Raw genomic sequence first — 23,549 nt, 5'->3', positions numbered from 1 at the left:
AAATTGAGCCGACTCGGCGAGATCGGCGGGGGGTGCCTAGCGTCGGGGTCATGAACTCTCGATCGGCCGCGTGGCCTGCGTCATCCGCTGCTCCACCCTCTGCTGCACCGTCTGCCCGGGAGCGGGCCGCCGCCCTCTTCGCGGAGGCGGGAGCGGGGCCCGGCGTCCTGGGCCCGAGCGCTCCGCCGGACCCGCCCGATCCCCCCGATGCGCCGGAGCCGCCGTACCTGCCGGATCCGCCTGCCTCTCCGGGGCCGAGCCGAGGGGAGCGGGTATGGCTGGGGGTGCGGGAACGGCTGCCGCTCTGGGTGCAGTTACGGTGCGGCACGGACCCCAAGGCGCTCGCCGCGCTGGCCCTGGTGCTCGTGGTGGCGCTCGGGTTCGCCGTACAGCACTTCTGGGGTGCGAGCCCGGAGCCGGTACGTGCCCCGGCGGCCGCAAGGGCGGAGGCGGCGCCGGGCGCCGGTTCCCGGCCGTCGTCCCTGTCTCCCTCCCTCTCACCCTCCTCGTCCCGGTCCCTTCCGGTGCCCGGCGCGACGGCGAGCCGGGCACCGGGCGGAAGGGCACAAGAGCTGGTCATCGATGTCGCGGGCAAGGTCCGGCACCCCGGGATCCACCGGCTGCCACCGGGGTCGCGGGTGACCGATGCGTTACGGGCCGCGGGCGGTGTGCTGCACGGGGCGAGCACCCTCGGGCTGAACCGGGCGCGGCTGCTGACCGACGGCGAGCAGATCGTGGTGGGCGAACCACGCGCGGCAGGCGCCGCGGATACGGAGAGTGCCGGGAGCGGGGGGAATGCGGGGACGGCGGCGGGTGCCGGGGGGAACGGGGCTGCGGGGAACGGGGCCGCGGCCGGCGGGGGAGGGCCGGTCAGCCTCAGCGCCGCGACCGAGCAGCAGCTCGATGCCCTCCCCGGGGTAGGGCCCGTCCTCGCCCGGCACATCGTCGAATTCCGCACCCGGCACGGCGGTTTCACGTCCGTGGACCAGCTCCGTCAGGTGACCGGGATCGGCGATCGGCGGTTCGCCGATCTTCGTCCGCTGGTGCAGCCATGACCGCCACCCGTGCCCCGGAGCACGCCTCGGTGGGCTCGCCGTACGGCGACTCGGACCCGCAGCAGGAGGGCCCGGCCGATCTGCGCCTGGTCGCGCCGGCGCTGGCGGCCTGGGGCGCCGCGGCGATCGGCCTGGGGGCGCCGGGCGGTGTGGTGGCGGCGCTCTGCGCCGGTGCGGTGGGTCTGGCGCTGATCGCGTTGCGGGAGGCGGCGGTGCGCCGGAGCGGCGGCGGCTCCTCTCCCCGAGGCCGGTCGGCCGGTGCGTTCGTCGCGCTGGCGGCGGTGCTGCTGTGCGCCGCGGCCGGGGCCGCCTCCGCGGCGCTGCATGCGGCGGATCTGCGGCGCGGGCCGCTGCCCGGCTGGGCGCAGCGGTACGCACAGGTCACGGCCGAGCTGGTGGTCACCGGTGATCCGCGCCCGACCCGATCCACCGTGCGCGGTTCCCAACGGACGCCCCCGGCACTGGTGTTCACCGCCGATGCGGTCCGTGTCACCGCACCGGACGGAGCGGTGACCGCCGTCCGCACGCCGACGCTGGTCGTCGTCCAGGGACAGCGCAAGGGAACGGCGGAGGACAGCGGGCAGGGCAACGGTCATGGCAACGGCGCACCGGACACCGGGGGACGCCAGGGGGACGAGGCGCGGGGCGGGCCGTCCGCCCGGTGGCGCGGTCTGCTGCCGTCGACCCGTATCCGGGTGGTGGCGCGCACCGCCCCGCCGCTGCCGGCCGACGACCATGTCGCCGCCGTGCTGCGGGTCGACGCCGACGCCCCGCCGGTCCGCACGGGCCCGCCGTCCGCCCTCCAGCGGCTGGCCGGAAGGCTGCGGGCGGGCCTGCGCGAGGCGACCGACGGGCTGCGCCCCGATGCGCGGGCGCTGCTGCCCGGCTTCGTCGTGGGCGACACCTCACGGGTGCCGCCGGATCTGGCCGACGCCTTCCGCGCCACCGATCTGACCCATCTGCTCGCCGTCTCCGGCAGCAACCTCACCCTCGTCCTCGCCCTGCTGATCGGCCCACCGCATCTCGCCCTGCGCGCCGAACGCCGCGGGCTGGCGCCGCGCCTGGGCCTGTCGCTGCGCACCACCGCCCTCATCGGCGGCGCGCTCGCGCTCGCCTTCGTCGTCGTGTGCCGACCGGACCCCAGCGTGCTGCGGGCCGCCACCTGCGGCCTGCTCACTCTGCTCGCGATCGGCAGCGGCCGCCGGCGTTCCCTGCTGCCCGCGCTCGCCGCCGCGGTCCTACTGCTGGTGCTCTACGACCCCTGGCTCGCCCGCAGTTACGGCTTCGTGCTCTCCGTCCTGGCGACCGGCGCGCTGCTCCTTCTCGCCCCGCGCTGGAGCGCCGCCCTGCAACGGCGCCGGGTGCCGCTCCGTCTGGCCGAGACGCTCGCCGCGGCGGCCGCCGCCCAGGCAGTCTGTGCGCCCGTCGTCGCCGTACTCGCCGCCCGGGTCGGACTGGTCGCCGTGCCCTGCAATCTGCTCGCCGAACTCGCCGTCGGCCCGGCCACCGTCCTCGGTTTCACTGCCCTGGCCCTCGCCCCGGTGGCCCTGCCGGTCGCCAAGGCCGTGGCGTGGTGCGCCGCCTGGCCCACCGAAGCCGTCGCCGCTCTCGCCCGTACGGGCGCCTCGCTGCCGGGGGCCGAACTCGACTGGCCGGGCGGCTGGCAGGGCGGCCTGCTGCTGGCGGCCGTCACCGTCGCCCTGGTCGCGGTCGGCCGCCGCCTGCTGCGCCACCGCTGGCTCTGTGTGCTGTGCGCCCTGGCACTCGTCCTCGCGGTCTGCCGCCCGGCCCCGTTCACCCGTATCCTCACCGGCTGGCCGCCACCGGGCTGGCGGGCGGTGGTGTGCGACGTGGGGCAGGGCGACGGCCTGGTCCTGGCGGCCGGAGACGGTACGGCCCTCGTCGTCGACACCGGCCCCGAGCCCCGCGCCATCGACCGCTGCCTGACCGACCTCGGTATCCGCCGCATTCCGCTTCTCGTGCTGACGCATTTTCATGCGGACCACGTGGACGGCCTGCCCGGCGCGCTGAACGGCCGAGCGGTCGGCGCGATCGAGACCACCACGCTCGATGTCCCCTCAGGGCAGGCCGAGTTCGTACGCCGCCGGGCCGCGGCGGCCCATGTGCCGGTCATCCGCGCCGTGGCCGGGGAGCGTCGCCGCCTGGGCTCCCTGAGCTGGGAGGTCCTCTGGCCGCCCGCCCAAGCGCCGGGAACGGGAGTCCAGGCACCGACCCCCGTTCCCCCCGACCCCAACGACTCCAGCGTCACCCTGCTCGTGCGGACGGGCGGTCTGACCCTCCTGCTGCTCGGCGACCTCGAACCGCCCGCCCAGCAGGCCCTGTTGGCCGCCCACCCGGAGCTGCCTGCCGTCGACGTCCTCAAGGTGGCACACCACGGCTCGGCCTATCAGGATCCCGAGCTGATACACCGCCTGGCGCCGCGCCTGGCCCTGATATCGGTGGGCGCCGGTAATCCGTACGGCCACCCCTCGCCCCGCACCGTCGCGGAGCTCCGCGCCCAGGGCGCCCGGGTGCTGCGCACCGACACCGACGGTTCCCTCGCGGTGCTCGGCACCCACGACCGGCTGACCGCCGTGCTGCGCGGCCGTCGGCGCCGGGTCCGCGGGTGTCTGCGGCGCGGGGGCCGGGGCAGCAGACCGCCTCCGGGGAGCGGGCCCCGCCGGTCGGCGCGGGGCCCGTGGCCGACCGCACCCGCCGTCGGTTCGCCACCGAGCGGACGCCCAGCGGGCGACCCCGGGCCGGCCGGCATCCGGCTGCCGTCTATTCGGCCTCGCGCCATCCGTCGTACTCGGCCGCCAGCTCGTCCAGCCGCGCCGGGTCGTGGGCCGCGTCCGGGTCCTCGACCACGACCAGCCACTGCGCGTCCTCGGCGTCGTCCTCGCCGGCCAGGGCGTCCCGTACGAGCTGGGGTTCCTCGGTGAGGCCGAGGAGTTCGGCCAGCCGTTCCGCGACCTCCTCGGCGGCATCGCGGTCGGGTAGGACCAGGACGTGCCGCAGCGGCGGGGCGTGGTGGGGGTGCGGGGCCGGATGTGCCTGTGCTGCGTCGCTCACCGGTCCATTGTCCGGCAGGGGACGGGCACTCGGGACGGCGGGCGGCGAAGGCCGGTCCGGGCAGCACGACAGACGGCGAGCCCGGCGGGACGGGGGTGGACCGCACGTAAGGGACGGCGGGACGGCGGGGGGACGGTAGGCAGGGGGAAGTCGTGACCGCGGGCAGAACGTCCGGGAGCGAGGCAGCCGGGGCGGCGCTGTCAGTGGGGCGTGGGATGCTGGACCGCGATGGCCAGGAAGACAGCTCACGACGACCCTCTCGCCCCCGTCACGCTCGCCGTGGGCCAGGAGGACCTGCTCCTCGACCGCGCGGTGCAGCAGGTGGTGGCGGCCGCCCGCGCCGCCGACGCGGACACCGATGTCCGCGATCTGGCCCCCGACCAGCTCCAGCCGGGCACCCTCGCCGAGCTCACCAGCCCCTCGCTCTTCGCCGAGCGCAAGGTCGTGGTGGTGCGCAACGCACAGGACCTCTCCGCCGACACCATCAAGGACGTCAAGGCGTATCTCGGGTCGCCCGCCGAGGAGATCACGCTCGTCCTGCTGCATGCCGGCGGCGCCAAGGGCAAGGGGCTGCTGGATGCTGCCCGCAAGGCCGGGGCGCGCGAGGTGGCCTGCGCCAAGATGACCAAGCCGGCGGACCGGCTGGCGTTCGTACGGGGCGAGTTCCGAGCCATCGGCCGTTCCGCGACTCCGGAGGCGTGCCAGGCGCTGGTCGATGCGATCGGCAGCGATCTGCGCGAGCTGGCCTCGGCCTGTTCGCAGTTGACCGCCGATGTCGAGGGCACGATCGACCCGGCCGTCGTCGCGCGCTACTACACGGGACGGGCCGAGGCGTCGAGCTTCACGGTGGCGGACCGTGCCGTCGAGGGCCGGGCCGCGGAGGCGCTGGAGGCGCTGCGCTGGTCGCTCGCCACCGGCGTCGCCCCCGTCATGATCACCAGCGCGCTGGCCCAGGGCGTCCGCGCCATCGGAAAACTGGCCTCCGCCCCACGTGGCGCCCGCCCCGGCGACCTCGCCCGTGACCTGGGCATGCCGCCGTGGAAGATCGACCGGGTACGGCAGCAGATGCGCGGCTGGTCGGCGGACGGCGTGGCGACGGCGCTGCGGGCGGTGGCGGCGGCCGATGCGGGGGTCAAGGGCGGCGGGGACGACCCCGCGTACGCCCTGGAGAAGGCCATCGTCGCCATCGCCCGGGCGGCCCGGTCACAGCGCTGAGACCCGTCCGCGCCGCCCGCCCCGGCCCCACCGGCTCGACCGGGTGGACCAGCCGGCCGGCCGCGGGTGTACGCGTAGCCCGCCAGGTCCGCGCCGGGGCTCCGAGGAGAACGCCCCGGTGGCGAATATCACGGACGCCCGGATCGCCGAGGCCGTGATCGCCCCGCCGATCGCCCACCCCGGTGCGGCCGAGCCCCACCCACCGCATGACGAAGACCCCGCCTCCGCCCCGGGGAAGGGGCGTGAGCGGGGTCTTCGTATCAAGCTGTCGCGGCTCCGTCGGCGGATACCGCCGGGCGGGCCGGGAGCGCCGCACCCGCGTGGCGAACGCAGGCCGTGTGCGGCGCGGGGTGCCGGTCAGGGAGCGGTGAGAGGGGCCGCTGGGTCCCTGGCGGCGGAGGTGTTACAGGTCAAACGGGGAAGGGTCAGCCCTTGAGGCCGGCGACCTTCTTGGCCAGCGCCGACTTCTTGTTGGCGGCGGCGTTCTTGTGAATGACACCCTTGCTGACGGCCTTGTCGAGCTTCTTGGCCGCCAGGGCCTGGGCGGCGGTGGCCTTCTCGAGGTCACCGGCCTCCACGGCCTCGCGGGTGCGACGGATCGCGGTGCTCAGAGCCGACTTGGCAGACTTGTTGCGCTGCCGAGCCTTCTCGTTGGTCTTGATCCGCTTCATCTGGGACTTGATGTTCGCCACGAAAGAGCCTTTTCAGGTTCGTTGGAGTTTCGAGTTGCGCCGCGCACGAGAGAGGGCACGAAGCGCAGTGGACCAGGCTACCAGCAGGGCGTATGGCCACCCAAACCGGCCCGGAGCCGGCCCTGAACCGCCACGGAACCGCCCCGGAACCCGCCCGCAGCCACCGCGAGACGCCCCCAGCCCCACGGCGAGACGCCCCCGGGCCCGCCCGGAACCGCCGCGGCCCCGCCCGACCCCGCCGACCCTCACCCCGGCCCCAGGTCATGGGACCATGGGGAAGACGTCACATATCCGAGTCCCGCCTACCCGCGTTCACTGAATGGACCCTGCGTGCCCGCGACCCCTACGAACGTGCCGGAGCCGAGCCGTACCGACCCGGCCCTCCTCCGTAACTTCTGCATCATCGCGCACATCGACCACGGCAAGTCGACGCTCGCCGACCGGATGCTCCAGCTCACCGGTGTCGTCGACCAGCGGCAGATGCGCGCGCAGTATCTCGACCGGATGGACATCGAGCGCGAGCGCGGCATCACGATCAAGTCCCAGGCGGTCCGGCTGCCCTGGTCGCCCTCCGAGGGCGAGGAGGCCAGTGGCACCACCCACATCCTCAACATGATCGACACGCCGGGCCACGTCGACTTCACCTACGAGGTCTCGCGCTCGCTCGCCGCCTGTGAGGGCTGCATCCTCCTCGTCGACGCCGCCCAGGGCATCGAGGCCCAGACCCTCGCCAACCTCTACCTGGCGATGGAGCACGACCTCACGATCATCCCCGTACTGAACAAGATCGACCTGCCGGCCGCGCAGCCCGAGAAGTTCGCCCTCGAACTGGCGAACCTCGTCGGCTGCGACCCGGAGGACGTCCTGAAGGTCTCCGCCAAGACCGGTGTCGGCGTCCCCGAGCTGCTGGACAAGGTGGTCCGTGAGGTCCCCGCGCCCGTCGGCGTCAAGGACGCGCCCGCCCGCGCGATGATCTTCGACTCGGTCTACGACGCGTACCGCGGCGTGGTGACGTACGTGAAGGTCGTCGACGGCACGCTGAGCAAGCGTGAGCGCATCCGGATGATGTCCACCGGCGCCGCGCACGAGCTGCTGGAGATCGGTACGAACTCCCCGGAGATGCTGGCCGCCGACGGTCTGTCCGTGGGCGAGGTCGGCTATCTGATCACCGGTGTGAAGGACGTCCGCCAGTCCAAGGTCGGCGACACCATCACCCAGCTCACCAAGGGCGCCGAGGAGCCGCTGGGCGGCTACAAGGACCCCAAGCCGATGGTGTTCTCGGGGCTGTACCCGCTCGACGGCTCGGACTACCCGGAGCTGCGCGAGGCGCTGGACAAGCTCCAGCTCAACGACGCCGCGCTGGTCTACGAGCCGGAGACCTCCGCGGCCCTCGGCTTCGGCTTCCGCGTCGGCTTCCTGGGGCTGCTGCACCTGGAGGTCATCCGCGAGCGCCTGGAGCGCGAGTTCGGGCTGGACCTGATCGCCACGGCGCCGAACGTGGTCTACCGCGTGGACATGGAGGACGGCACCGAGCACACCGTCACCAACCCCAGCGAATTCCCGATCGGCAAGATCGACCAGGTGCACGAGCCGGTCGTACGGGCCACGATCCTCGCCCCCAGCGAGTTCATCGGCGCGATCATGGAGCTGTGCCAGACCCGCCGCGGCACCCTCCTCGGCATGGACTACCTCTCCGAGGACCGCGTCGAGATCCGCTACACCCTGCCGCTCGCCGAGGTCGTCTTCGACTTCTTCGACCAGCTCAAGTCCAAGACCCGCGGCTATGCCTCGCTGGACTACGAGCCCACCGGCGAGCAGACCTCCGACCTGGTCAAGGTCGACATCCTGCTGCACGGCGACAAGGTGGACGCGTTCTCCGCGATCACCCACAAGGACAAGGCGTACGCATACGGCGTGCGGCTGGTCGCCAAGCTGCGCGAGCTGATCCCGCGGCAGGGCTTCGAGGTGCCGATCCAGGCCGCCATCGGCAGCCGGGTCATCGCCCGTGAGACGGTCCGCGCCATCCGCAAGGACGTCCTCGCCAAGTGCTACGGCGGCGACATCTCCCGTAAGCGCAAGCTGCTGGAGAAGCAGAAGGAAGGCAAGAAGCGGATGAAGATGGTCGGCAGCGTGGAGGTCCCGCAGGAGGCCTTCATCGCGGTGCTGTCCTCGGACACCGACGGCGACAAGAAGAAGTGACGAAGCCGCGGGAAGCGAAGACGTAGCGGCAGACGCCTGCTGAGTCGGACGCCTTCTGCGGTCAGGGCGCCGTCCCCATGGGGGCCGGCGCCCTGCGCATATCCGCAGCGGCCCGCGCCCGCCGCTCCGGTGGCCGGCGCCCGCCCCACCGGGACCGCCCGCCCCACCGCCCGCCCGTGCCCCCGTCCGGGTGCGCATCGGTCCGTCCGCGGGGCGCATCCGAGAAACCTGCGGAGCGTCGCATGTTCGGGGCGTATGCATCGTGATACGGCCAGTGACCTGGAGTTTTGGACGCGCACCCCGTCCTGCCGCCGGTGGCGCGGCTCTCTGGCGGGCGGTGCGCGTGCTATGTGCACCTATCGCACTGGTTACATCCTGAACCAGTCGGCCGCAGCCCCTTACGCGGCGGCGCAACGCGCTCTACCCTGATCTCTGCTCAAAGGTTACTCGCGAGTCACCAGCAACGAAGCGGGCCCCGGAGGATGCCGTGACGGACACCCACACGCTGATCGAAAACCGGCCGCCCTCGGTGGCGACCCTCTTCCTGGAGCGGGTGGCGGCCACGCCCGATGCCGAGGCCTACCGCTATCCGGTCCCGCCCGCCCCCGGCGGCGGGCCGGATGGCTGGAAGCCGCTCACCTGGGCCGAGTCCGCGCAGCGGGTCCACGCCGTCGCGGCGGGGCTGATGTCGCTGGGTGTACGGCCCGAGGAGCGGGTGGCGCTGGCCGCCAACACCCGCGTCGAATGGATCCTGGCCGACCTCGGTGTGCTGTGCTCCGGCGCGGCCACCACCACGGTCTACCCCAGCACCAACACCGAGGAGACGGCCTACATCCTGGTCGACTCGGGCAGCCGGGTGCTGATCGCGGAGGACGCCGCCCAGCTCGCCAAGGCCCGCGAGAGGCGCGCCGAGCTGCCCGAGCTGGCGCATGTCGTGGTGATCGACGAGGCGGATGCGCAGTCGGTCGAGGGTGACCCGGACGGCTGGGTGCTCTCGCTCGCCGACCTGGAGAAGCGCGGCGCCGCCTATCTGGAGGAGCACCCGGGCTGTGTCGAGGAGCGGGTCGCCGGGCTGCGCGCCGACCAGTTGGCGACGCTGATCTACACCTCCGGCACCACCGGCCGCCCCAAGGGCGTACGGCTGCCGCACGACTGCTGGTCGTACATGGCCCGCGCGATCCAGGCGACCGGGCTGATCGCCGAGGACGACGTCCAGTACCTCTGGCTGCCGCTGGCGCATGTCTTCGGCAAGGTGTTGACCGCCGGGCAGATCGCGACCGGCCATGTGATCGCCGTCGACGGCCGGGTCGACAAGATCATCGAGAATCTGCCGGTCGTGAAGCCCACGTACATGGCCGCCGTACCGCGGATCTTCGAGAAGGTCTACAACGGCGTCGCGGCCAAGGCCCGGGCGGGCGGCGCCGCGAAGTACAAGATCTTCCAGTGGGCGGCCGGGGTGGCCCGCGAGTACGCCAAGACCTCGCAGGACAACTTGCAGCGCACCGGCAACGCCTCGGTGCCCTTCGCGCTCGGCGCCAAGCACAAGGTCGCCGATGCGCTGGTGTACTCCAAGCTGCGCGAGGCGTTCGGCGGGCGGCTGCGCGCCGCGCTCTCCGGCTCGGCCGCGCTCTCCCCGGAGATCGGCTACTTCTTCTCCGGCGCCGGTATCCACATCCTGGAGGGCTACGGCCTGACGGAGTCCAGCGCCGCCAGCTTCGTCAACCCCGGTGAGGCGTACCGCACCGGCACCGTCGGCAAGCCGCTGCCCGGCACCGAGGTGCGGATCGCCGAGGACGGCGAGATCCTGCTGCGCGGCCCCGGCATCATGCAGGGCTACCACGGCCTGCCGGACAAGACCGCCGAGGTGCTGGAGGAGGACGGCTGGTTCCACACCGGCGACATCGGCGAGCTGTCCGCGGACGGCTATCTGCGGATCACCGACCGCAAGAAGGACCTGATCAAAACCTCGGGCGGCAAGTACATCGCGCCGGCCGAGGTGGAGGGCGTGTTCAAGGCGGTCTGCCCGTTCGTCTCCAACGTGCTGGTGCACGGCGCCAACCGGAACTTCTGCACCGCGCTGATCGCCCTCGACGAGCCGACGATCCTGGGCTGGGCCGAGGAGCACGGCCTGGACGGCAAGCCGTATGCCGAGGTCGTCGCCGCTGACCAGGTCCGCGAGCTGATCGACGGTTATGTCGAGCGGGTCAACGAGGGTCTCCAGCGCTGGCAGCAGATCCGCAAGTTCCGCATTCTGCCGCGCGACCTGGACATCGAGCACGGCGAGGTGACCCCCAGCCTCAAGGTCAAGCGGCCCGTGGTGGAGCGGGCGTTCAAGGACCTGCTCGACGAGATGTACGCGGGGGCGCGGGAGGCGTAGCGCAGGCGGACGACGCCAGGCCCGGGGGTCTGCGGGGCGGGGTGGTCCGGGGTGGCGCGCAGGCCCTCCCGTACCACCCCGGCACCCGCCGTCCCTCCGGGTTCACCCCCGGACATCTGGTACATGTCGGCCAACTCCCTTGGCGTGTCAGCCGAATCACCCCCCTTGAGCACCAACTTCGGTGACTCCGTGCTTATGGCCGCGCTCGGTCTGTCACTCTGTCGGTGGCGCACCCGGCGCTGACGCGGAGCTGCTCGGGAGTTGGTCAATGAGGACGACAACTTCATCACCACCGGACGACGTCGCCAGGGCGTGGACGACGGCACAGCGCCCCACCCGTGGCGGGCTCTCCCGCGCCGCCTCCCTGCCGGGCGACCCCCGGGCCGCGGCCGCCGCCCGGCAGTTCGTCCGCACCGTGTTCGCCGACTGGAGCGCCCAGGGGCTGCCCGGCTCGGCGGAACTCACCGACCGGGTGGCCGACGAAGCGGTGCTGCTGGTCAGCGAGTTGGTCACCAATGCGGTGGTGCACGCGGGCACCGCCGTCGAACTGCGCTGCCGCCTGGAGCCGGGCGAGAGGCTCGAACCGTACGGCATCCCGGATCCCGATCCCGGCGACCCCGACGCCTGCGATGACACCTCCCGCACCGGCATCGTCATCGAGGTCTCCGACCACCACCCGGCCCGCCCGGTCCGCGCCCGCGAGGAGTCCGCCGCGTCCCCGGTGTCCGAAGGCGGCGGCCACGGGCTCCAGTTGCTCAGCGCGGTCGCCGAGTCCTGGGGCATCACCTACCGCCGCGCCCGCAAGACCGTATGGTTCCGGCTGCCCGCCGGGGCGGAGGGCGCCGCCCGCCCGGACCCCGAGGGCGTCTTCGACAACCAGCTGCTCCAACGGGGACTGCGCGCCGCCGAACTCCTCGCGCCCACCCCGCGCCGCGCCGTACGCAACCCCGCCGACGGCGACTGGGTCCACCGCGGCGCCCTCTCCTTCCTCGCCGAAGCCTCCGATCTGCTCTCCGGCCAGCTCGACGCCGACCAGGTCGCCTCGCTCGCCGCCCAGCTGACCGTGCCGCGGCTCGCCGACTGGTGCGCGGTGTGGCTCTACGACGGCGACGGCGGCGCACCCGGCCGCGGCATCGAGGGCGACGGTGAGGCGCAGCGGCTCGCCCGCGTCTGGCACTCCAACGAGACCCTGGTCGATCCGCTGCGCGCCGCCCTGGAGAAGGACCCGCCCCCGATGGCCGGCGGCCTCACCGGCCTGAGCAGCACCCCCACCGCGGTCCCCTGGCCCTGGCCGCAGGAACCGGGCGGCTACGGCCCCGGGGGCGCGGCGCTGGCCTGCCCCCTGGTGGCGGGCGGCCGCCGGCTGGGCACACTGCTGCTCGGCCGGGCCGGTCTGCTGCGCTTCCCCGACGAGGTGGTCGGCCTGGTGGAGGACCTGTGCCGCCGGGTCGCCCGCGCGGTGGCCACCGCCCGCGCCTACAGCCGCCAGGAGCGCATCAGCCAGGTCCTCCAGCGCCGGCTGCTGCCCCGGGGACGCGCCGAGGTGCCCGGAGTGGAGTCGGCGGTGGTCTACGAGCCCCGCGAGGGCGCCTGGGCGGGCGGCGACTTCTGGGATCTGTTCGACGCCGGTGACGGCCGCTGGTGCTTCGCCCTCGGCGATGTGTGCGGCAGCGGCCCCGAGGCGGCCGCGGTGACCGGCCTGGCCCGCCCGGTGCTGCGGCTGCTGGCCCGCGACGGCTTCGGCGTCGCCGAGGTCCTCGACCGCCTCAACAAGACCATGGCCCGCGAGGCCGCCGATTCGGTCGCGGCGGTCGCGGCGGCCGTGGCGGCGGCGGGCGCGGGCGCCGAGGCCCCCGTCGAGATCCGCGACGAAGGCGAACAGGCCCGCTTCCTGTCGCTCCTCTACGGCGAGATCGTGCCGTACCACGGCGGCTTCGGCGGCGCCCGCTGCACCCTCGCCAGCGCCGGCCATCCGCTCCCGCTGGTGCTGGGCGCCGACGGCACGGTCCGGGTCGTGGCGGCGCCCCAGATGCTGCTCGGCGTGGTCGGCGAGGCGACGTACGTCAGCGAATCCTTCGACCTCTGCCCCGGGGAGACGCTGCTGTGCGTCACCGACGGCGTCACCGAGCGCCGCGCGGAAGGCCGCCTCTTCGACGACGAGGACGGCCTGGCCACCGCCCTCGCCGCCTGCACCGGCCTGGACGCCACCGCCGTCGCCGAACACATCCGCGGCGCGGTCCACGCCTTCGCCCCGACACCGCCCGACGACGACCTGGCGCTGCTGGTGCTCCAGGCGGCGGGGGAGACGTAACGGGGGCGCCCGAGGGGCCGCCGTCCGCCGGGGGCGCCCCGCCTCCCGGATGACGGACAATGGACCCCATGCCTTCCGCACTGCCTGATGGTGAGCCGATGCCCGAGGACGGGGCGCTGCCCCGTCATGCGCTGACGGGGGCGGCCGCGCGGCCCCTCGGCTTCTATCTGCACGTGCCCTACTGCGCCACCCGCTGCGGCTACTGCGATTTCAACACCTACACCGCCAGTGAGCTGCGCGGTTCCGGCGGCGCCCTGGCCTCCCGCGACAACTACGCCGACACCGTCGTCGAGGAGATCCGGCTGGCCCGCAAGGTGCTGGGCGACGACCCCCGCCCGGTGGAGACGGTCTTCGTCGGCGGCGGCACCCCGACCCTGCTGCCCGCCGCCGACCTCGGCCGCATGCTGGCGGCCATCCGCGACGAATTCGGCCTCGCCCCGGGCGCCGAGATCACGACAGAGGCCAACCCCGAGTCCGTCGACCCGCGCTACCTGGAGGAACTCCGCTCCGGCGGCTTCAACCGCGTCTCCTTCGGCATGCAGAGCGCCCGGCAGCACGTCCTGAAGATCCTCGACCGTACGCATACCCCCGGCCGCCCCGAGGCGTGCGTCGCCGAGGCCCGCGCCGCCGGTTTCGACCACGTCAACCTCGACCTGATCTACGGCACCCCCGGCGAGACCGACGACGACTGGCGCGCCTCCCTCGACGCCGCCCTCGGCGCCGGCCCCGACCACATCTCCGCGTACGCCCTGATCGTCGAGGAGGGCACCCAGCTCGCCCGCCGGATCCGCCGCGGCGAGGTCCCGATGACCGACGACGACGTCCACGCCGACCGCTATCTGATCGCCGAGGAGCGGCTGTCGGCCGCGGGCTTCTCCTGGTACGAGGTCTCCAACTGGGCCACCACCGAGGCCGCCCGCTGCCGCCACAACGAGCTGTACTGGACCGGCGCCGACTGGTGGGGCGCGGGCCCCGGCGCCCACAGCCACGTCGGCGGCGTCCGCTGGTGGAACGTCAAGCACCCCGGCGCCTACGCCCAGGCCCTCGCCGAGGGCCGCTCCCCGGGCGCGGGCCGCGAGATCCTGCCGGAGGAGGACCGCCGGGTGGAGCGCATCCTGCTCGAACTGCGGCTGGTCGACGGCTGCCCCCTGGACATCCTCGCCCCCGCGGGGGCACGGGCGGCCGAGCGGGCGCTGGCCGACGGGCTGCTGGAGGCGGGGCCGTACCGGGAGGGAAGGGCGGTTTTGACGCTGCGGGGGCGGTTGTTGGCTGACGCGGTGGTCAGGGATTTGGTGGACTGATACTCGAACGAGTGAACCGATGTGATCGGCCTGCGGCCCTGCCTAGGCTGTTCTTAGCCTGTGCCGTACACACGGCGACGGGAAAACGGAGGCCATGGAGATGACCGCTGTGGATGAACGCCGGATGACGGAGCTCTTCCAGAACCTTGAGGTTCCCGAGGGCGTCAAGGTTGAGCTGCTCAGGGGGAACATCGTGATGATGGCGACGCCCGACCTCGTGCATAACGAGATCGTCGAGTCGGTCCAGGACCAAATCCCCAGGCGCGCATGGATGCGGCTCCAGACACAGGACATCACGCTTCCGTTCGAGGCGAGTGAGCCCATCCCGGACCTGGTGGTGCTGGCACGCGAGGCTCGTCCGGAGTCGGGGCCGATCCCGTGCGGGGTGATCACGACGGTCATCGAGGTGGTTTCCAAGACCAGCGTCGACCATGACTACGGAATCAAGCGTTCGATCTACGCCGCGGGCGCGGTGCCCGCGTACTTGATCATCGACCCCATCGTTGCCCATTGTGTTCTGCTCACTCAGCCTGTCGGTGCCGGGGACGAGGCGGACTATCGGGCACAGCAGATCACGAAGTTCGGTGAGCCCCTTCCACTGCCCATGCTCGACGCCGAGCTGGACACCAGCGAATTCGGCACGTACAAGGGCGTCAGGCCGCACCGCCGACCGTAACGAAGTCGATCAGCTCCTCCACCCGCCCCAGCAACGTCGGCTCCAGGTCCCGGTAAGACCGCACGCAGCCCAGAATCCGCTGCCACGCCGCCCCCGTGTTCTGAGGCCACCCCAGCGCCCGGCACACCCCCGTCTTCCAGTCCTGGCCGCGCGGGACGACGGGCCACGCCTCGATCCCCACCGACGCCGGCTTCACGGCCTCCCACACATCGATGTACGGATGGCCGACGACCAGCGCATGCTCACCGGTGACCTCGGCCGCGATCCGCGACTCCTTCGAGCCCGGGACCAGGTGGTCCACCAGCACCCCCAGCCGCGCATCCGGCCCCGGGGCGAAGCCCCGCACGATCGCCGGAAGGTCGTCGATGCCCTCCAGATACTCGACGACCACGCCCTCGATCCGCAGATCGTCGCCCCACACCCGCTCGACCAGTTCCGCGTCGTGCCGGCCCTCCACATAGATGCGCCCGGCGCGGGCGACGCGGGCGCGGGCGCCCGGGACGGCGAGTGAGCCCGATGCGGTCCGCGCCGGACCGCTCGGCACCGGCCGCCCCTGGGGGCGTACGAGGGTGACGACGCGTCCCTCCAGGAGGAAGCCGCGCGGGGCCATCGGGAAGACACGGTGCTTGCCGAAGCGGTCCTCCAGCGTGACCGTCGGCCCCTGGGCCGTTTTCTCGCAGCGGATCACCGCGCCGCAGAACCCGGTGGTGACCTCCTCGACGACGAGGTCGGGCTCGGCCGGGACCTCGGGGGCCGGGCGCTGCTTCTTCCAGGGAGGGGTGAGGTCGGGGCCGTACTGCTTGCTGCGCATGGGGGCCTGGCGGTCCTGTTCTCGTGAAGGGGCGGGGTTCCGGGTACGGAGCGGGCGCGGCGGTCAGGAGGGCGGCGTCAGGGCGTCACGGCGTGAACGACGCCACGGCGTCACGAGGTCACCCCGAACCGCACCGCCAGCGCATCCCGCTGCGCCCGTACGAAGGCCGCGTCCACGACCGCCCCGTGTCCCGGTACGTACCGCGCGTCCTCGCCGCCGAGGGCGAGCAGCCGGTCCAGGGCGGCCGGCCACTGCTGGGGGAGCGAGTCCAGGCCGGCGTTCGGTTCGCCGGACTCCTCGACGAGGTCGCCGCAGAAGACGATCTCGGGGGAGCCGCCCCGGCCCGGGACGAGAACCGCCAGGTCGTGGGCCGTGTGGCCGGGGCCGACATTGGCGAGCAGCACCGGGCGGTCGCCGAGGTCGACGGTCAGCTCGCCGTGGACATGATGGTGCGGCAGGACGAGAAGATCGGCGGCCTCCGCGGCGGCGTCCGGGGCGACGCCCTGCCGTACCGCGTCCCGCCGCAGCTCCTCCCGGTCGCGCCGCAGCAGATCGGCCAGGCCGGCGGCGCCGAAGACCTCGACCCCGGCGAACGCGGCCGTGCCCAGGACATGATCGAAATGCGGATGGGTGAGCGCGACATGGGTCACACCCCGGCCCACCACCCCGCGGATCGCCCGGCGCAGATCGGCCCCGTCGCGGATCGACGCACCGGTGTCGACGATCATCACGCGGTCCGACCCGACGATCACGCCGATGGTCTCGTCCCAGCCGGGCATCCGCCGTCTGGCGACACCGTCACCAAGCCGTTCCCACCCGGCCTCTTCCCAAGTACTACGCATACCGAGACGCTAACTGCATCGCGATAGCGTTGCCCGACAGACCGGGCAAGAACGACCGATCACGGTCACCGGACGCGGCAGCGGCGACCGTTCGTGACGGCTGCCCTTGCCGCAGTCGCGCTACCCGGCCGTACACTGGCATCCGGGTCTGGCACTCGGCCCGTGTGAGTGCCAGGAGTGACCGGACGGCGACACGGCAGGACTGGAGGTGCGCGTAGTGCTCAGTGAACGCAGGCTCGAAGTGCTGCGCGCCATCGTCCAGGACTACGTGGGAACGGAGGAGCCGGTCGGCTCCAAGGCGCTCACCGAACGGCACCAGCTGGGCGTCTCTCCGGCCACGGTCCGCAACGACATGGCGGCCCTGGAGGACGAGGGATTCATCGCCCAGCCGCACACCAGCGCCGGGCGGATCCCCACCGACAAGGGCTACCGCCTCTTCGTCGACCGGCTGGCGGGCGTCAAACCGCTGTCCCTCCCGGAGCGGCGGGCCATTCAGAACTTCCTCGACGGCGCCGTCGACCTCGACGACGTCGTCGGCCGCACGGTCCGGCTGCTGGCGCAGCTGACCCGCCAGGTGGCGGTCGTGCAGTACCCGTCGCTGACCCGTTCCACGGTGCGGCATGTCGAGCTGTTGGCGCTGGCCCCGGCCCGGCTGATGCTCGTCCTGATCACCGACACCGGGCGGGTCGAACAGCGGCTGATCGACTGCCAGTCGCCGTTCGGCGAAACGTCTCTGGCGGATCTGCGGGCGCGGCTCAACAGCCGTGTGGTGGGCCGCCGTTTCACGGATGTGCCCCAGTTGGTGCAGGATCTTCCGGAGTCCTTCGAGCAGGACGACCGCGGCACGGTCTCGACAGTGCTGTCCGTCCTGCTGGAAACTCTGGTGGAAGAGACCGAAGAGCGGCTGATGATCGGCGGTACCGCCAATCTCACGCGCTTCGGGCACGATTTTCCCCTGACCATCCGCCCGGTGCTGGAGGCCCTTGAGGAGCATGTGGTGCTGCTCAAGCTTCTCGGGGAGGCCAAGGACTCGGGCATGACCGTACGCATCGGGCATGAGAATGCCCACGAAGGCCTGACGTCCACATCGGTCGTCGCGGTCGGTTACGGTTCGGGCGACGAGGCAGTCGCCAAACTCGGCGTGGTCGGACCGACCCGCATGGACTACCCCGGAACGATGGGAGCGGTACGCGCAGTGGCACGTTACGTCGGACAAATCCTCGCGGAGTCGTAAGTGGCCACGGATTACTACTCGGTCCTCGGCGTCGGCCGGGACGCCTCGCAGGACCAGATCAAGAAGGCCTTCCGCCGGCTGGCGCGCGAGCTGCACCCGGATGTGAACCCGGATCCCAAGACCCAGGAGCGGTTCAAGGAGATCAACGCCGCTTACGAGGTCCTCTCCGACCCGCAGAAGAAGCAGGTCTACGACCTCGGCGGCGACCCGCTCTCCCAGTCCGGCGGTGCCGGCGGCGGCGCGGGCGGCTTCGGGGCGGGCTTCGGCAACTTCTCCGACATCATGGACGCGTTCTTCGGCACGGCCTCGCAGCGCGGCCCGCGCTCGCGCACCCGCCGCGGCCAGGACGCCATGATCCGCCTCGACGTCGAGCTGAACGAGGCCGCCTTCGGTACGACCAAGGACATCCAGGTCGACACCGCCGTGGTCTGCACCACGTGCAGCGGCGAGGGCGCGGCGCCCGGTACGTCCGCGCAGACCTGTGACATGTGCCGCGGCCGCGGTGAGGTCTCGCAGGTCACCCGCTCCTTCCTCGGCCAGGTCATGACCTCGCGGCCGTGCCCGCAGTGCCAGGGCTTCGGTACGGTCGTGCCGACGCCGTGCCCGGAGTGCGCCGGTGACGGGCGGATCCGCTCCCGCCGCACGCTGACGGTCAAGATCCCCGCCGGCGTCGACAACGGCACACGGATCCAGCTCGCCGGCGAGGGCGAGGTCGGCCCCGGTGGCGGTCCGGCCGGTGATCTCTACGTCGAGATCCATGAGCTGCCGCACCCGGTCTTCCAGCGGCGCGGCGACGATCTGCACTGCACGGTCACCATCCCGATGACGGCGGCGGCGCTGGGCACCAAATGCCCGCTGGAGACGCTGGACGGGGTGGAGGATATCGACGTGCGGCCCGGCACCCAGTCCGGCCAGTCGATTCCGCTGCACCAGCGCGGTGTCACCCATCTGCGCGGCGGCGGCCGCGGCGATCTGATCGTCCATGTCGAGGTGCAGACGCCGACCAAGCTGGACCCCGAGCAGGAGGAACTGCTGCGACGGCTGTCCAAGCTGCGCGGCGAGGAACGCCCGACGGGCCAGTTCCAGCCGGGCCAGCAGGGGCTGTTCTCGCGGCTGAAGGATGCGTTCAACGGGCGGTAGGCGGTCGGCCGGGCGCCTTTCGCCCGGCCCGCTCAACGGGCGGTAGGCCATGGGTATTCCCGCCTCCGGGAATACCGCGGGAATACCGCCCTCCCTCGCCACGTTGTGGCCCCGCAGGGGGCCTTCGCGTCCCCTAGGGGAAGTGTTCGAACGTCCCCTAGGGGAACGCCACCCAGGCCCTTACCAGCGCCGAGCCCCTGATGCGGGGGCTCGGCGCTTCCCGTGACACGATGTGCTCATGCCCACCGCACCGACCGATCTCTGCCGCTACCCGATCGTGCAGGCCCCGATGGCGGGGGGTGGCTCGGGTCCCGAGCTGGCCGCCGCCGTCTGCGGCGCCGGGGGCCTCGGCTTCCTCGCCGCCGGCTACAAAACCGCCGATGGTATGTATCAGGAGATCAAACAGCTGCGGTCGCTGACCGACCGGCCCTTCGGCGTCAATCTCTTCATGCCGCAGCCGTCCCTGGCCGACGCGGCCGCCGTCGAGGTCTACCGCGAGCAGCTCGCCGGCGAGGCCGCCTGGTACGAGACCGAGCTCGGTGACACCGACGGGCCCAGCGACGACAACTACGAGGCCAAGCTCGCGATACTGCGGGAGGACCCGGTGCCGGTGGTGTCCTTCACCTTCGGCTGTCCCTCGCGCGCCGTCCTCGACGCGTTCGCCGAGGTCGGTACGTACACCGTCGTCACCGTCACCACGGCCACCGAGGCGCAGGCCGCGCAGTGGTCGGGCGCCGATGCGGTGTGTGTGCAGGGCGTGGAGGCCGGCGGCCACCAGGCCACCCACCGGGACGATCCGTACCTGGACGGCACCGGTGCGGGGATGGGGCTGATGGCGCTGCTCGGCCAGGTCCGCGAGGCCGTACAGATCCCGGTGATCGCCGCGGGCGGGCTGATGCGCGGGGCGCAGATCGCCGCCGTGCTGGCCGCCGGGGCGAGCATGGCGCAGCTGGGCACCGCGTTCCTCGCCACTCCGGAGTCGGGCGCCAACCCGATCCACAAGCAGGCGCTGACCAACCCCCTTTTCACCCATACGGAGTTGACCCGGGCGTTCTCCGGTCGGCCCGCCCGCGGGCTGGTGAATCGTTTCCTGCGTGAGCACGGCCCGTACGCCCCGGCCGCCTATCCCGCGATCCACTACCTCACCTCCCCGGTGCGCAAGGCCGCCGCCAAGGCGGGCGATGCGCAGGGCCTCAACCTGTGGGCCGGGCAGGGGCACCGGCTGGCCCGGGAGATGCCCGCCGGGCGTCTGGTCGAGGTGCTGGTGGCCGAACTGGACGCGGCCCGGGCGGCGTTGGGTCTCCCCGCGGCGGGTGGCGCCGTATGACCGCCCCCGTTTTTCTCGCCGAGTCGCTCGCGGACGTACGCCCGGGCGGCACCGTGGTCCTGGACGGGCCGGAGGGCCGACACGCGGTGTCGGTGCGGCGGCTGCGGGTGGGCGAGGAGATCGTGCTGACGGATGGTCAGGGGACCGGTGTGCACGGCACGGTCGCCGGCGTCGAGGGCAAGGACCGCCTGACCGTCGCCGTCGAGGGGCTGCGCACCGAGGACCCGCCGGCGCCCACCCTCACCGTCGTCCAGGCGCTGCCCAAGGGCGATCGCGGCGAACTGGCCGTCGAGACCATGACCGAGACCGGCGTCGATGCCATCGTCCCCTGGCCGGCGGCGCGTTGTGTCACCCAGTGGAAGGGCGAGCGGGCCGCCAAATCGCTGGCCAAGTGGCGCGCCACGGCCCGCGAGGCGGGCAAGCAGTCGCGCCGGCTCCGCTTCCCCGAGGTGACCGATCCGCTGACGACCCGGCAGGTGGCCGCCCTGCTGGCCGACGCCGACTTCGCCGCCGTCCTCCATGAGGAGGGCAGCACACCGCTGGCCACCGCCGAACTCCCCGCCGAGGGCTCGATCGTGCTGGTCGTCGGCCCCGAGGGCGGGGTGTCGCCCGAGGAGCTTGCCGCGTTCGCCGAGGCCGGGGCCCAGCCGTACCGCCTCGGTTCGACCGTGCTGCGCACCTCCACCGCCGGTACGGCCGCCACGGCCCTGCTGCTGGGCCGGACCGGGCGCTGGAGCTGACCGGGACCGGGCGCAGGACCGGAGCGGACCGGACCGGGCACCGGAGCTGACCGGACCGGGCACCGGAGCTGACCGGACCGCCCGTCCCCGCGCCCCGCTGTGCCCGGCCCGGCTGCCCCGTTACCCCCGGGCCACCGCACCGGCCGTGGATATCAGCTCGGGGAGGGTGCCCGCGAAGGTCGGCAGCAGCTGGAGGCAGACCGCCCAGGCTTCGACGTCGCCGTCCAGGTGCTCGTCGGTGAGCGCCGTGATGAGCGCGCCCACGGCCCGGCCGTCCCCGTCCGGCGACGAGGAGGACGTGGCCAGGAGGAGGTGGTTCAGGGCCGCACGGGCGGGGGCGGCGTGGGCCAGGATGTCCTCGACGGTGAGCGCGCCGGATGCCAGGCCCCTGCGGACCCAGGCGTCGCCGTTGCTGTCGTTGCGGAACGCCGGGGCCCTGGTGCTGCGCAGAGCCTCCAGCTGGATGTCGCGGGGGCAGTCCGGATGCCGCGCCAGGTGGGCCGCGGCGCCCTCGGGCAGTGCGCCCGCCCGCAGCGCGTCGGCCATCGCGGGCCAGGGAATGGGGATCCCTTCGGCTTCGAGCCGGTCCGAGCGGTGGGCGGCCAGTTCGACCGGAGTCTCCTCCGCGGCGAGCCGGTCGCGCAGCCGGGCCAGACCGTCCGGGGCGTCCAGGAGCTTCTCGGTCTGGCGGCGCAGGGTGACGGGGAGCCGGTTCATGGCCAGGATGTCCCGTACGGCGTCGGGGCCGCCGCGCTCCCATACGGCGATCAGCAGCCGCAGCCGCGCCGCGGGCAGCTGGAGCTTGAGCCGGCCGACGACCTTACGGGCCACCCCGAGGTCGCCGGATTCCAGCCCCGCGATCAGCCAGGCGCGGTAGTGGGCGAGATTCACCTCGTCGAGCGCGTCGAGCAGGTCGTCGGGCACGGCGGCGCGGGTGCCGCCGCCGCGCAGCCGCCCGGCGAGCATCCGCTCCCGCTCGCGCTGGTCGATATGGCAGTAGGCGAACAGATGGGCGTCGACGGCCGGTTCGTCGAGGTCGAGGAGGAACTCCAGGGCGGCGGCGGGCAGATTGCGGTGGGCGGCGTACGAGACGAGGGCCGGTACGCCGTGCGCGGCCACGACCGCCTCCCGGACGGCCGGTGCGGGATCGCCGTACACCAGAAAGTGCTGCACGGCGCGGGCGTCCAGATGCGGGACGACGGCGATCTGCACCGCCTCCGGGGCGCACCGCAGGACACGGAGGAACACCTTGCGGGCATCCCTGGGCGCGGTGGCCGGGAACACCGCCGCCAACGGGCGCGGCCAGGTGGTGGTGCGCTTCGCGGGGGAGTCGGGCGCGGCGGCCTCCGCGACCAGTTCGGCGGCGGTGCCCCGGGCGGTTCCCGTACGGGCGTAGAACGTCAGCCAGTTGACCGGGTCCGTGCCCAGCGGGGCGACCAGTTCGGCGACGGCCCGGCGCGTCGGCTCATGGTCGTAGGGGAGCGCCGCCAGCGTCTCGCGGGCGGGGCCCACCTCCCGCAGCACGCGGTGGGCCGGGAACCAGCCCGCCCGCAGCCCGCGCCCGATCACCTCGGGGACCGCGATCCGTTCGGTGGAGGCCCCGGGTTCGATCAGTACCTCGAAGGGCAGCCGGGCGGCGATATTGCAGGCGCTGAAGGGAGCGACGCGGTGGTACTCCGCGATCACGTCGTCCGGGCAGCTTTCCCACCTGACCAGGCAGTCCCGGGTGTCGCGCTGCCACCGTCCGTCGTCCATCGGCGTCGGGCCGAAGGGCCGCCGCTCGTGCTCTTCGCGAATCGCCTCCGGGCCGAGCCCGGCGGGCTGGGAGACATGGCGCTCCCCGAGACGTACCTGGAGCAGGGCGTGGGCGTGCGCCGGGTCCGTCCATGCGGCGGACGGCCGCCGGTCCTGGAGGGCGGCCACGGGGTCCGGCGCCGCGGCTGCGATGCGCAGCAGCCCGGCCAGCCCCTTGTGGGCGAGCTCGTCCGGCGTCTCCTCGATGCTCTTGGCGAGTTTCTCGATCTCCGCGGGCCCGCCCGCCGCGGCGAGGCGACGGCAGGCGTCGAGCACGACGGCCGACGGCAGCTCCCGGCCCAGCTGGAGGACGGCGTGGGCGACCAGTTCGGGAAACGGGGCGCGCAGGGCCGGTTCCAGCGCGAGGCCGGCGGTCGTCTCCAGCACGGTCGGGACCAGCCCGTCCGGCGCGTACCAGCGGCCGTCCGCGGGATCGGCGGCGGCCAGGATCGCCGACAGGAAGCCAGGCGTGCGGCGCTTCTCCCGGACGTAGAGGAGATGGGCGATCTCCGGATCGCCCGTCCCGAGAGCGCGCTCCAGGAACTCCGCGACGTCTTCGGTCATCGCCTGCCGCAGGCCGTGCTCGCCCCGGGCCGTCAGGGCCTCCACCACCTCCGCCGGAAGGTGGAACCGCTCGCCGACCGCGGCCACGACCTGCGGCCGCAGCCGCTCGGCGAGCGCGTCCCCCGCCGCCGGGCCGGCGAGTTGCAGGGCGAGGCGGAGAGCGGTGGACGAGCTGGAGGTCACCTGACGTTCCCTTCAT

General features: G+C 73.1%; 16 protein-coding genes and 1 pseudogene. 12 read left to right on the top strand and 5 right to left on the bottom strand.

The features are described from left to right. The first annotated feature begins 50 nt into the window (after positions 1-50). A complete protein-coding gene (locus B1H19_RS14835) occupies positions 51-1,055 on the top strand; it encodes a ComEA family DNA-binding protein (protein ID WP_083109650.1) in 1,005 nt (334 codons plus the stop codon). Continuing rightward, a pseudogene (locus tag B1H19_RS14830) lies at positions 1,052-3,661 on the top strand (ComEC/Rec2 family competence protein); the annotation flags it as partial. The gene B1H19_RS14835 and the pseudogene B1H19_RS14830, both read left to right, overlap by 4 nt. A 175-nt stretch (positions 3,662-3,836) precedes the next feature. On the opposite strand, the gene B1H19_RS40620 reads toward B1H19_RS14830, so the two are convergent. Continuing rightward, complete coding sequence (locus B1H19_RS40620) at positions 3,837-4,073, bottom strand: hypothetical protein (RefSeq protein ID WP_083109649.1); 237 nt, start codon at positions 4,071-4,073, stop codon at positions 3,837-3,839. Positions 4,074-4,355: 282 nt separating this feature from the next. Between B1H19_RS40620 and holA the strand changes: the two genes are divergently transcribed. Continuing rightward, complete coding sequence (gene holA, locus B1H19_RS14820; RefSeq protein ID WP_083105197.1) at positions 4,356-5,342, top strand: DNA polymerase III subunit delta; 987 nt, start codon at positions 4,356-4,358, stop codon at positions 5,340-5,342. A gap of 425 nt (positions 5,343-5,767) precedes the next feature. Here holA and rpsT read toward each other — a convergent pair whose 3' ends face one another. Next, the gene (gene rpsT, locus B1H19_RS14815) at positions 5,768-6,034 is read right to left on the bottom strand and encodes a 30S ribosomal protein S20 (protein ID WP_083105196.1); all 267 of its coding nucleotides are present in this window, start codon (positions 6,032-6,034) and stop codon (positions 5,768-5,770) included. A 330-nt stretch (positions 6,035-6,364) separates the two neighbouring features. On the opposite strand from rpsT, the gene lepA reads away from it, so the two are divergent. The 5 genes from lepA (at position 6,365) to B1H19_RS14790 (ending at position 14,898) form a co-directional block, all read left to right on the top strand. Next, positions 6,365-8,233, top strand: coding sequence for a translation elongation factor 4 (gene lepA / locus B1H19_RS14810; RefSeq protein WP_083105195.1), 1,869 nt, complete (start codon positions 6,365-6,367; stop codon positions 8,231-8,233). A gap of 487 nt (positions 8,234-8,720) precedes the next feature. Beyond that, positions 8,721-10,610, top strand: coding sequence for an AMP-dependent synthetase/ligase (locus tag B1H19_RS14805; protein ID WP_083105194.1), 1,890 nt, complete (start codon positions 8,721-8,723; stop codon positions 10,608-10,610). A gap of 268 nt (positions 10,611-10,878) precedes the next feature. Further along, on the top strand, positions 10,879-12,921 hold the full coding sequence (locus B1H19_RS14800; protein ID WP_083105193.1) for a SpoIIE family protein phosphatase: 2,043 nt from the start codon (positions 10,879-10,881) through the stop codon (positions 12,919-12,921). Positions 12,922-12,989: 68 nt separating this feature from the next. Continuing rightward, complete coding sequence (hemW, locus tag B1H19_RS14795; protein ID WP_083109648.1) at positions 12,990-14,222, top strand: radical SAM family heme chaperone HemW; 1,233 nt, start codon at positions 12,990-12,992, stop codon at positions 14,220-14,222. 100 nt (positions 14,223-14,322) lie between these two features. Next, on the top strand, positions 14,323-14,898 hold the full coding sequence (locus B1H19_RS14790) for a Uma2 family endonuclease (RefSeq protein ID WP_083109647.1): 576 nt from the start codon (positions 14,323-14,325) through the stop codon (positions 14,896-14,898). Here the strand turns inward: B1H19_RS14790 and B1H19_RS14785 are convergent. Further along, positions 14,876-15,709, bottom strand: coding sequence for a DUF3097 domain-containing protein (locus B1H19_RS14785; protein ID WP_083105192.1), 834 nt, complete (start codon positions 15,707-15,709; stop codon positions 14,876-14,878). The genes B1H19_RS14790 and B1H19_RS14785 overlap by 23 nt on opposite strands. Before the next feature lie 110 nt (positions 15,710-15,819). Beyond that, complete coding sequence (locus tag B1H19_RS14780; RefSeq protein ID WP_083105191.1) at positions 15,820-16,551, bottom strand: MBL fold metallo-hydrolase; 732 nt, start codon at positions 16,549-16,551, stop codon at positions 15,820-15,822. A gap of 217 nt (positions 16,552-16,768) precedes the next feature. On the opposite strand from B1H19_RS14780, the gene hrcA reads away from it, so the two are divergent. The 4 genes from hrcA (at position 16,769) to B1H19_RS14760 (ending at position 20,992) form a co-directional block, all read left to right on the top strand. Continuing rightward, entirely contained in the window at positions 16,769-17,785 is a 1,017-nt protein-coding gene (gene hrcA / locus B1H19_RS14775; RefSeq protein ID WP_030068002.1) for a heat-inducible transcriptional repressor HrcA, read from the top strand. Next, positions 17,786-18,925, top strand: coding sequence for a molecular chaperone DnaJ (gene dnaJ, locus B1H19_RS14770; RefSeq protein ID WP_083105190.1), 1,140 nt, complete (start codon positions 17,786-17,788; stop codon positions 18,923-18,925). It abuts the gene before it with no gap. Positions 18,926-19,163: 238 nt separating this feature from the next. Then, positions 19,164-20,252: a nitronate monooxygenase gene (locus B1H19_RS14765; RefSeq protein WP_083105189.1), complete on the top strand. Its 1,089-nt coding sequence runs from the start codon at positions 19,164-19,166 to the stop codon at positions 20,250-20,252. Beyond that, the gene (locus B1H19_RS14760) at positions 20,249-20,992 is read left to right on the top strand and encodes a 16S rRNA (uracil(1498)-N(3))-methyltransferase (protein WP_083105188.1); all 744 of its coding nucleotides are present in this window, start codon (positions 20,249-20,251) and stop codon (positions 20,990-20,992) included. The genes B1H19_RS14765 and B1H19_RS14760 overlap by 4 nt, the downstream gene beginning before the upstream one ends. Positions 20,993-21,112: 120 nt before the next feature. Here B1H19_RS14760 and B1H19_RS14755 read toward each other — a convergent pair whose 3' ends face one another. Next, complete coding sequence (locus B1H19_RS14755) at positions 21,113-23,533, bottom strand: hypothetical protein (protein ID WP_083105187.1); 2,421 nt, start codon at positions 23,531-23,533, stop codon at positions 21,113-21,115. Positions 23,534-23,549 lie beyond the last annotated feature (16 nt).

The organism is Streptomyces gilvosporeus (assembly GCF_002082195.1).
Classification (GTDB): Bacteria; Actinomycetota; Actinomycetes; order Streptomycetales; family Streptomycetaceae; genus Streptomyces; species Streptomyces gilvosporeus.
The sequence above is the reverse complement of the archived record's forward strand: the minus strand, read 5'-3'. Positions and strand labels throughout refer to the sequence as shown.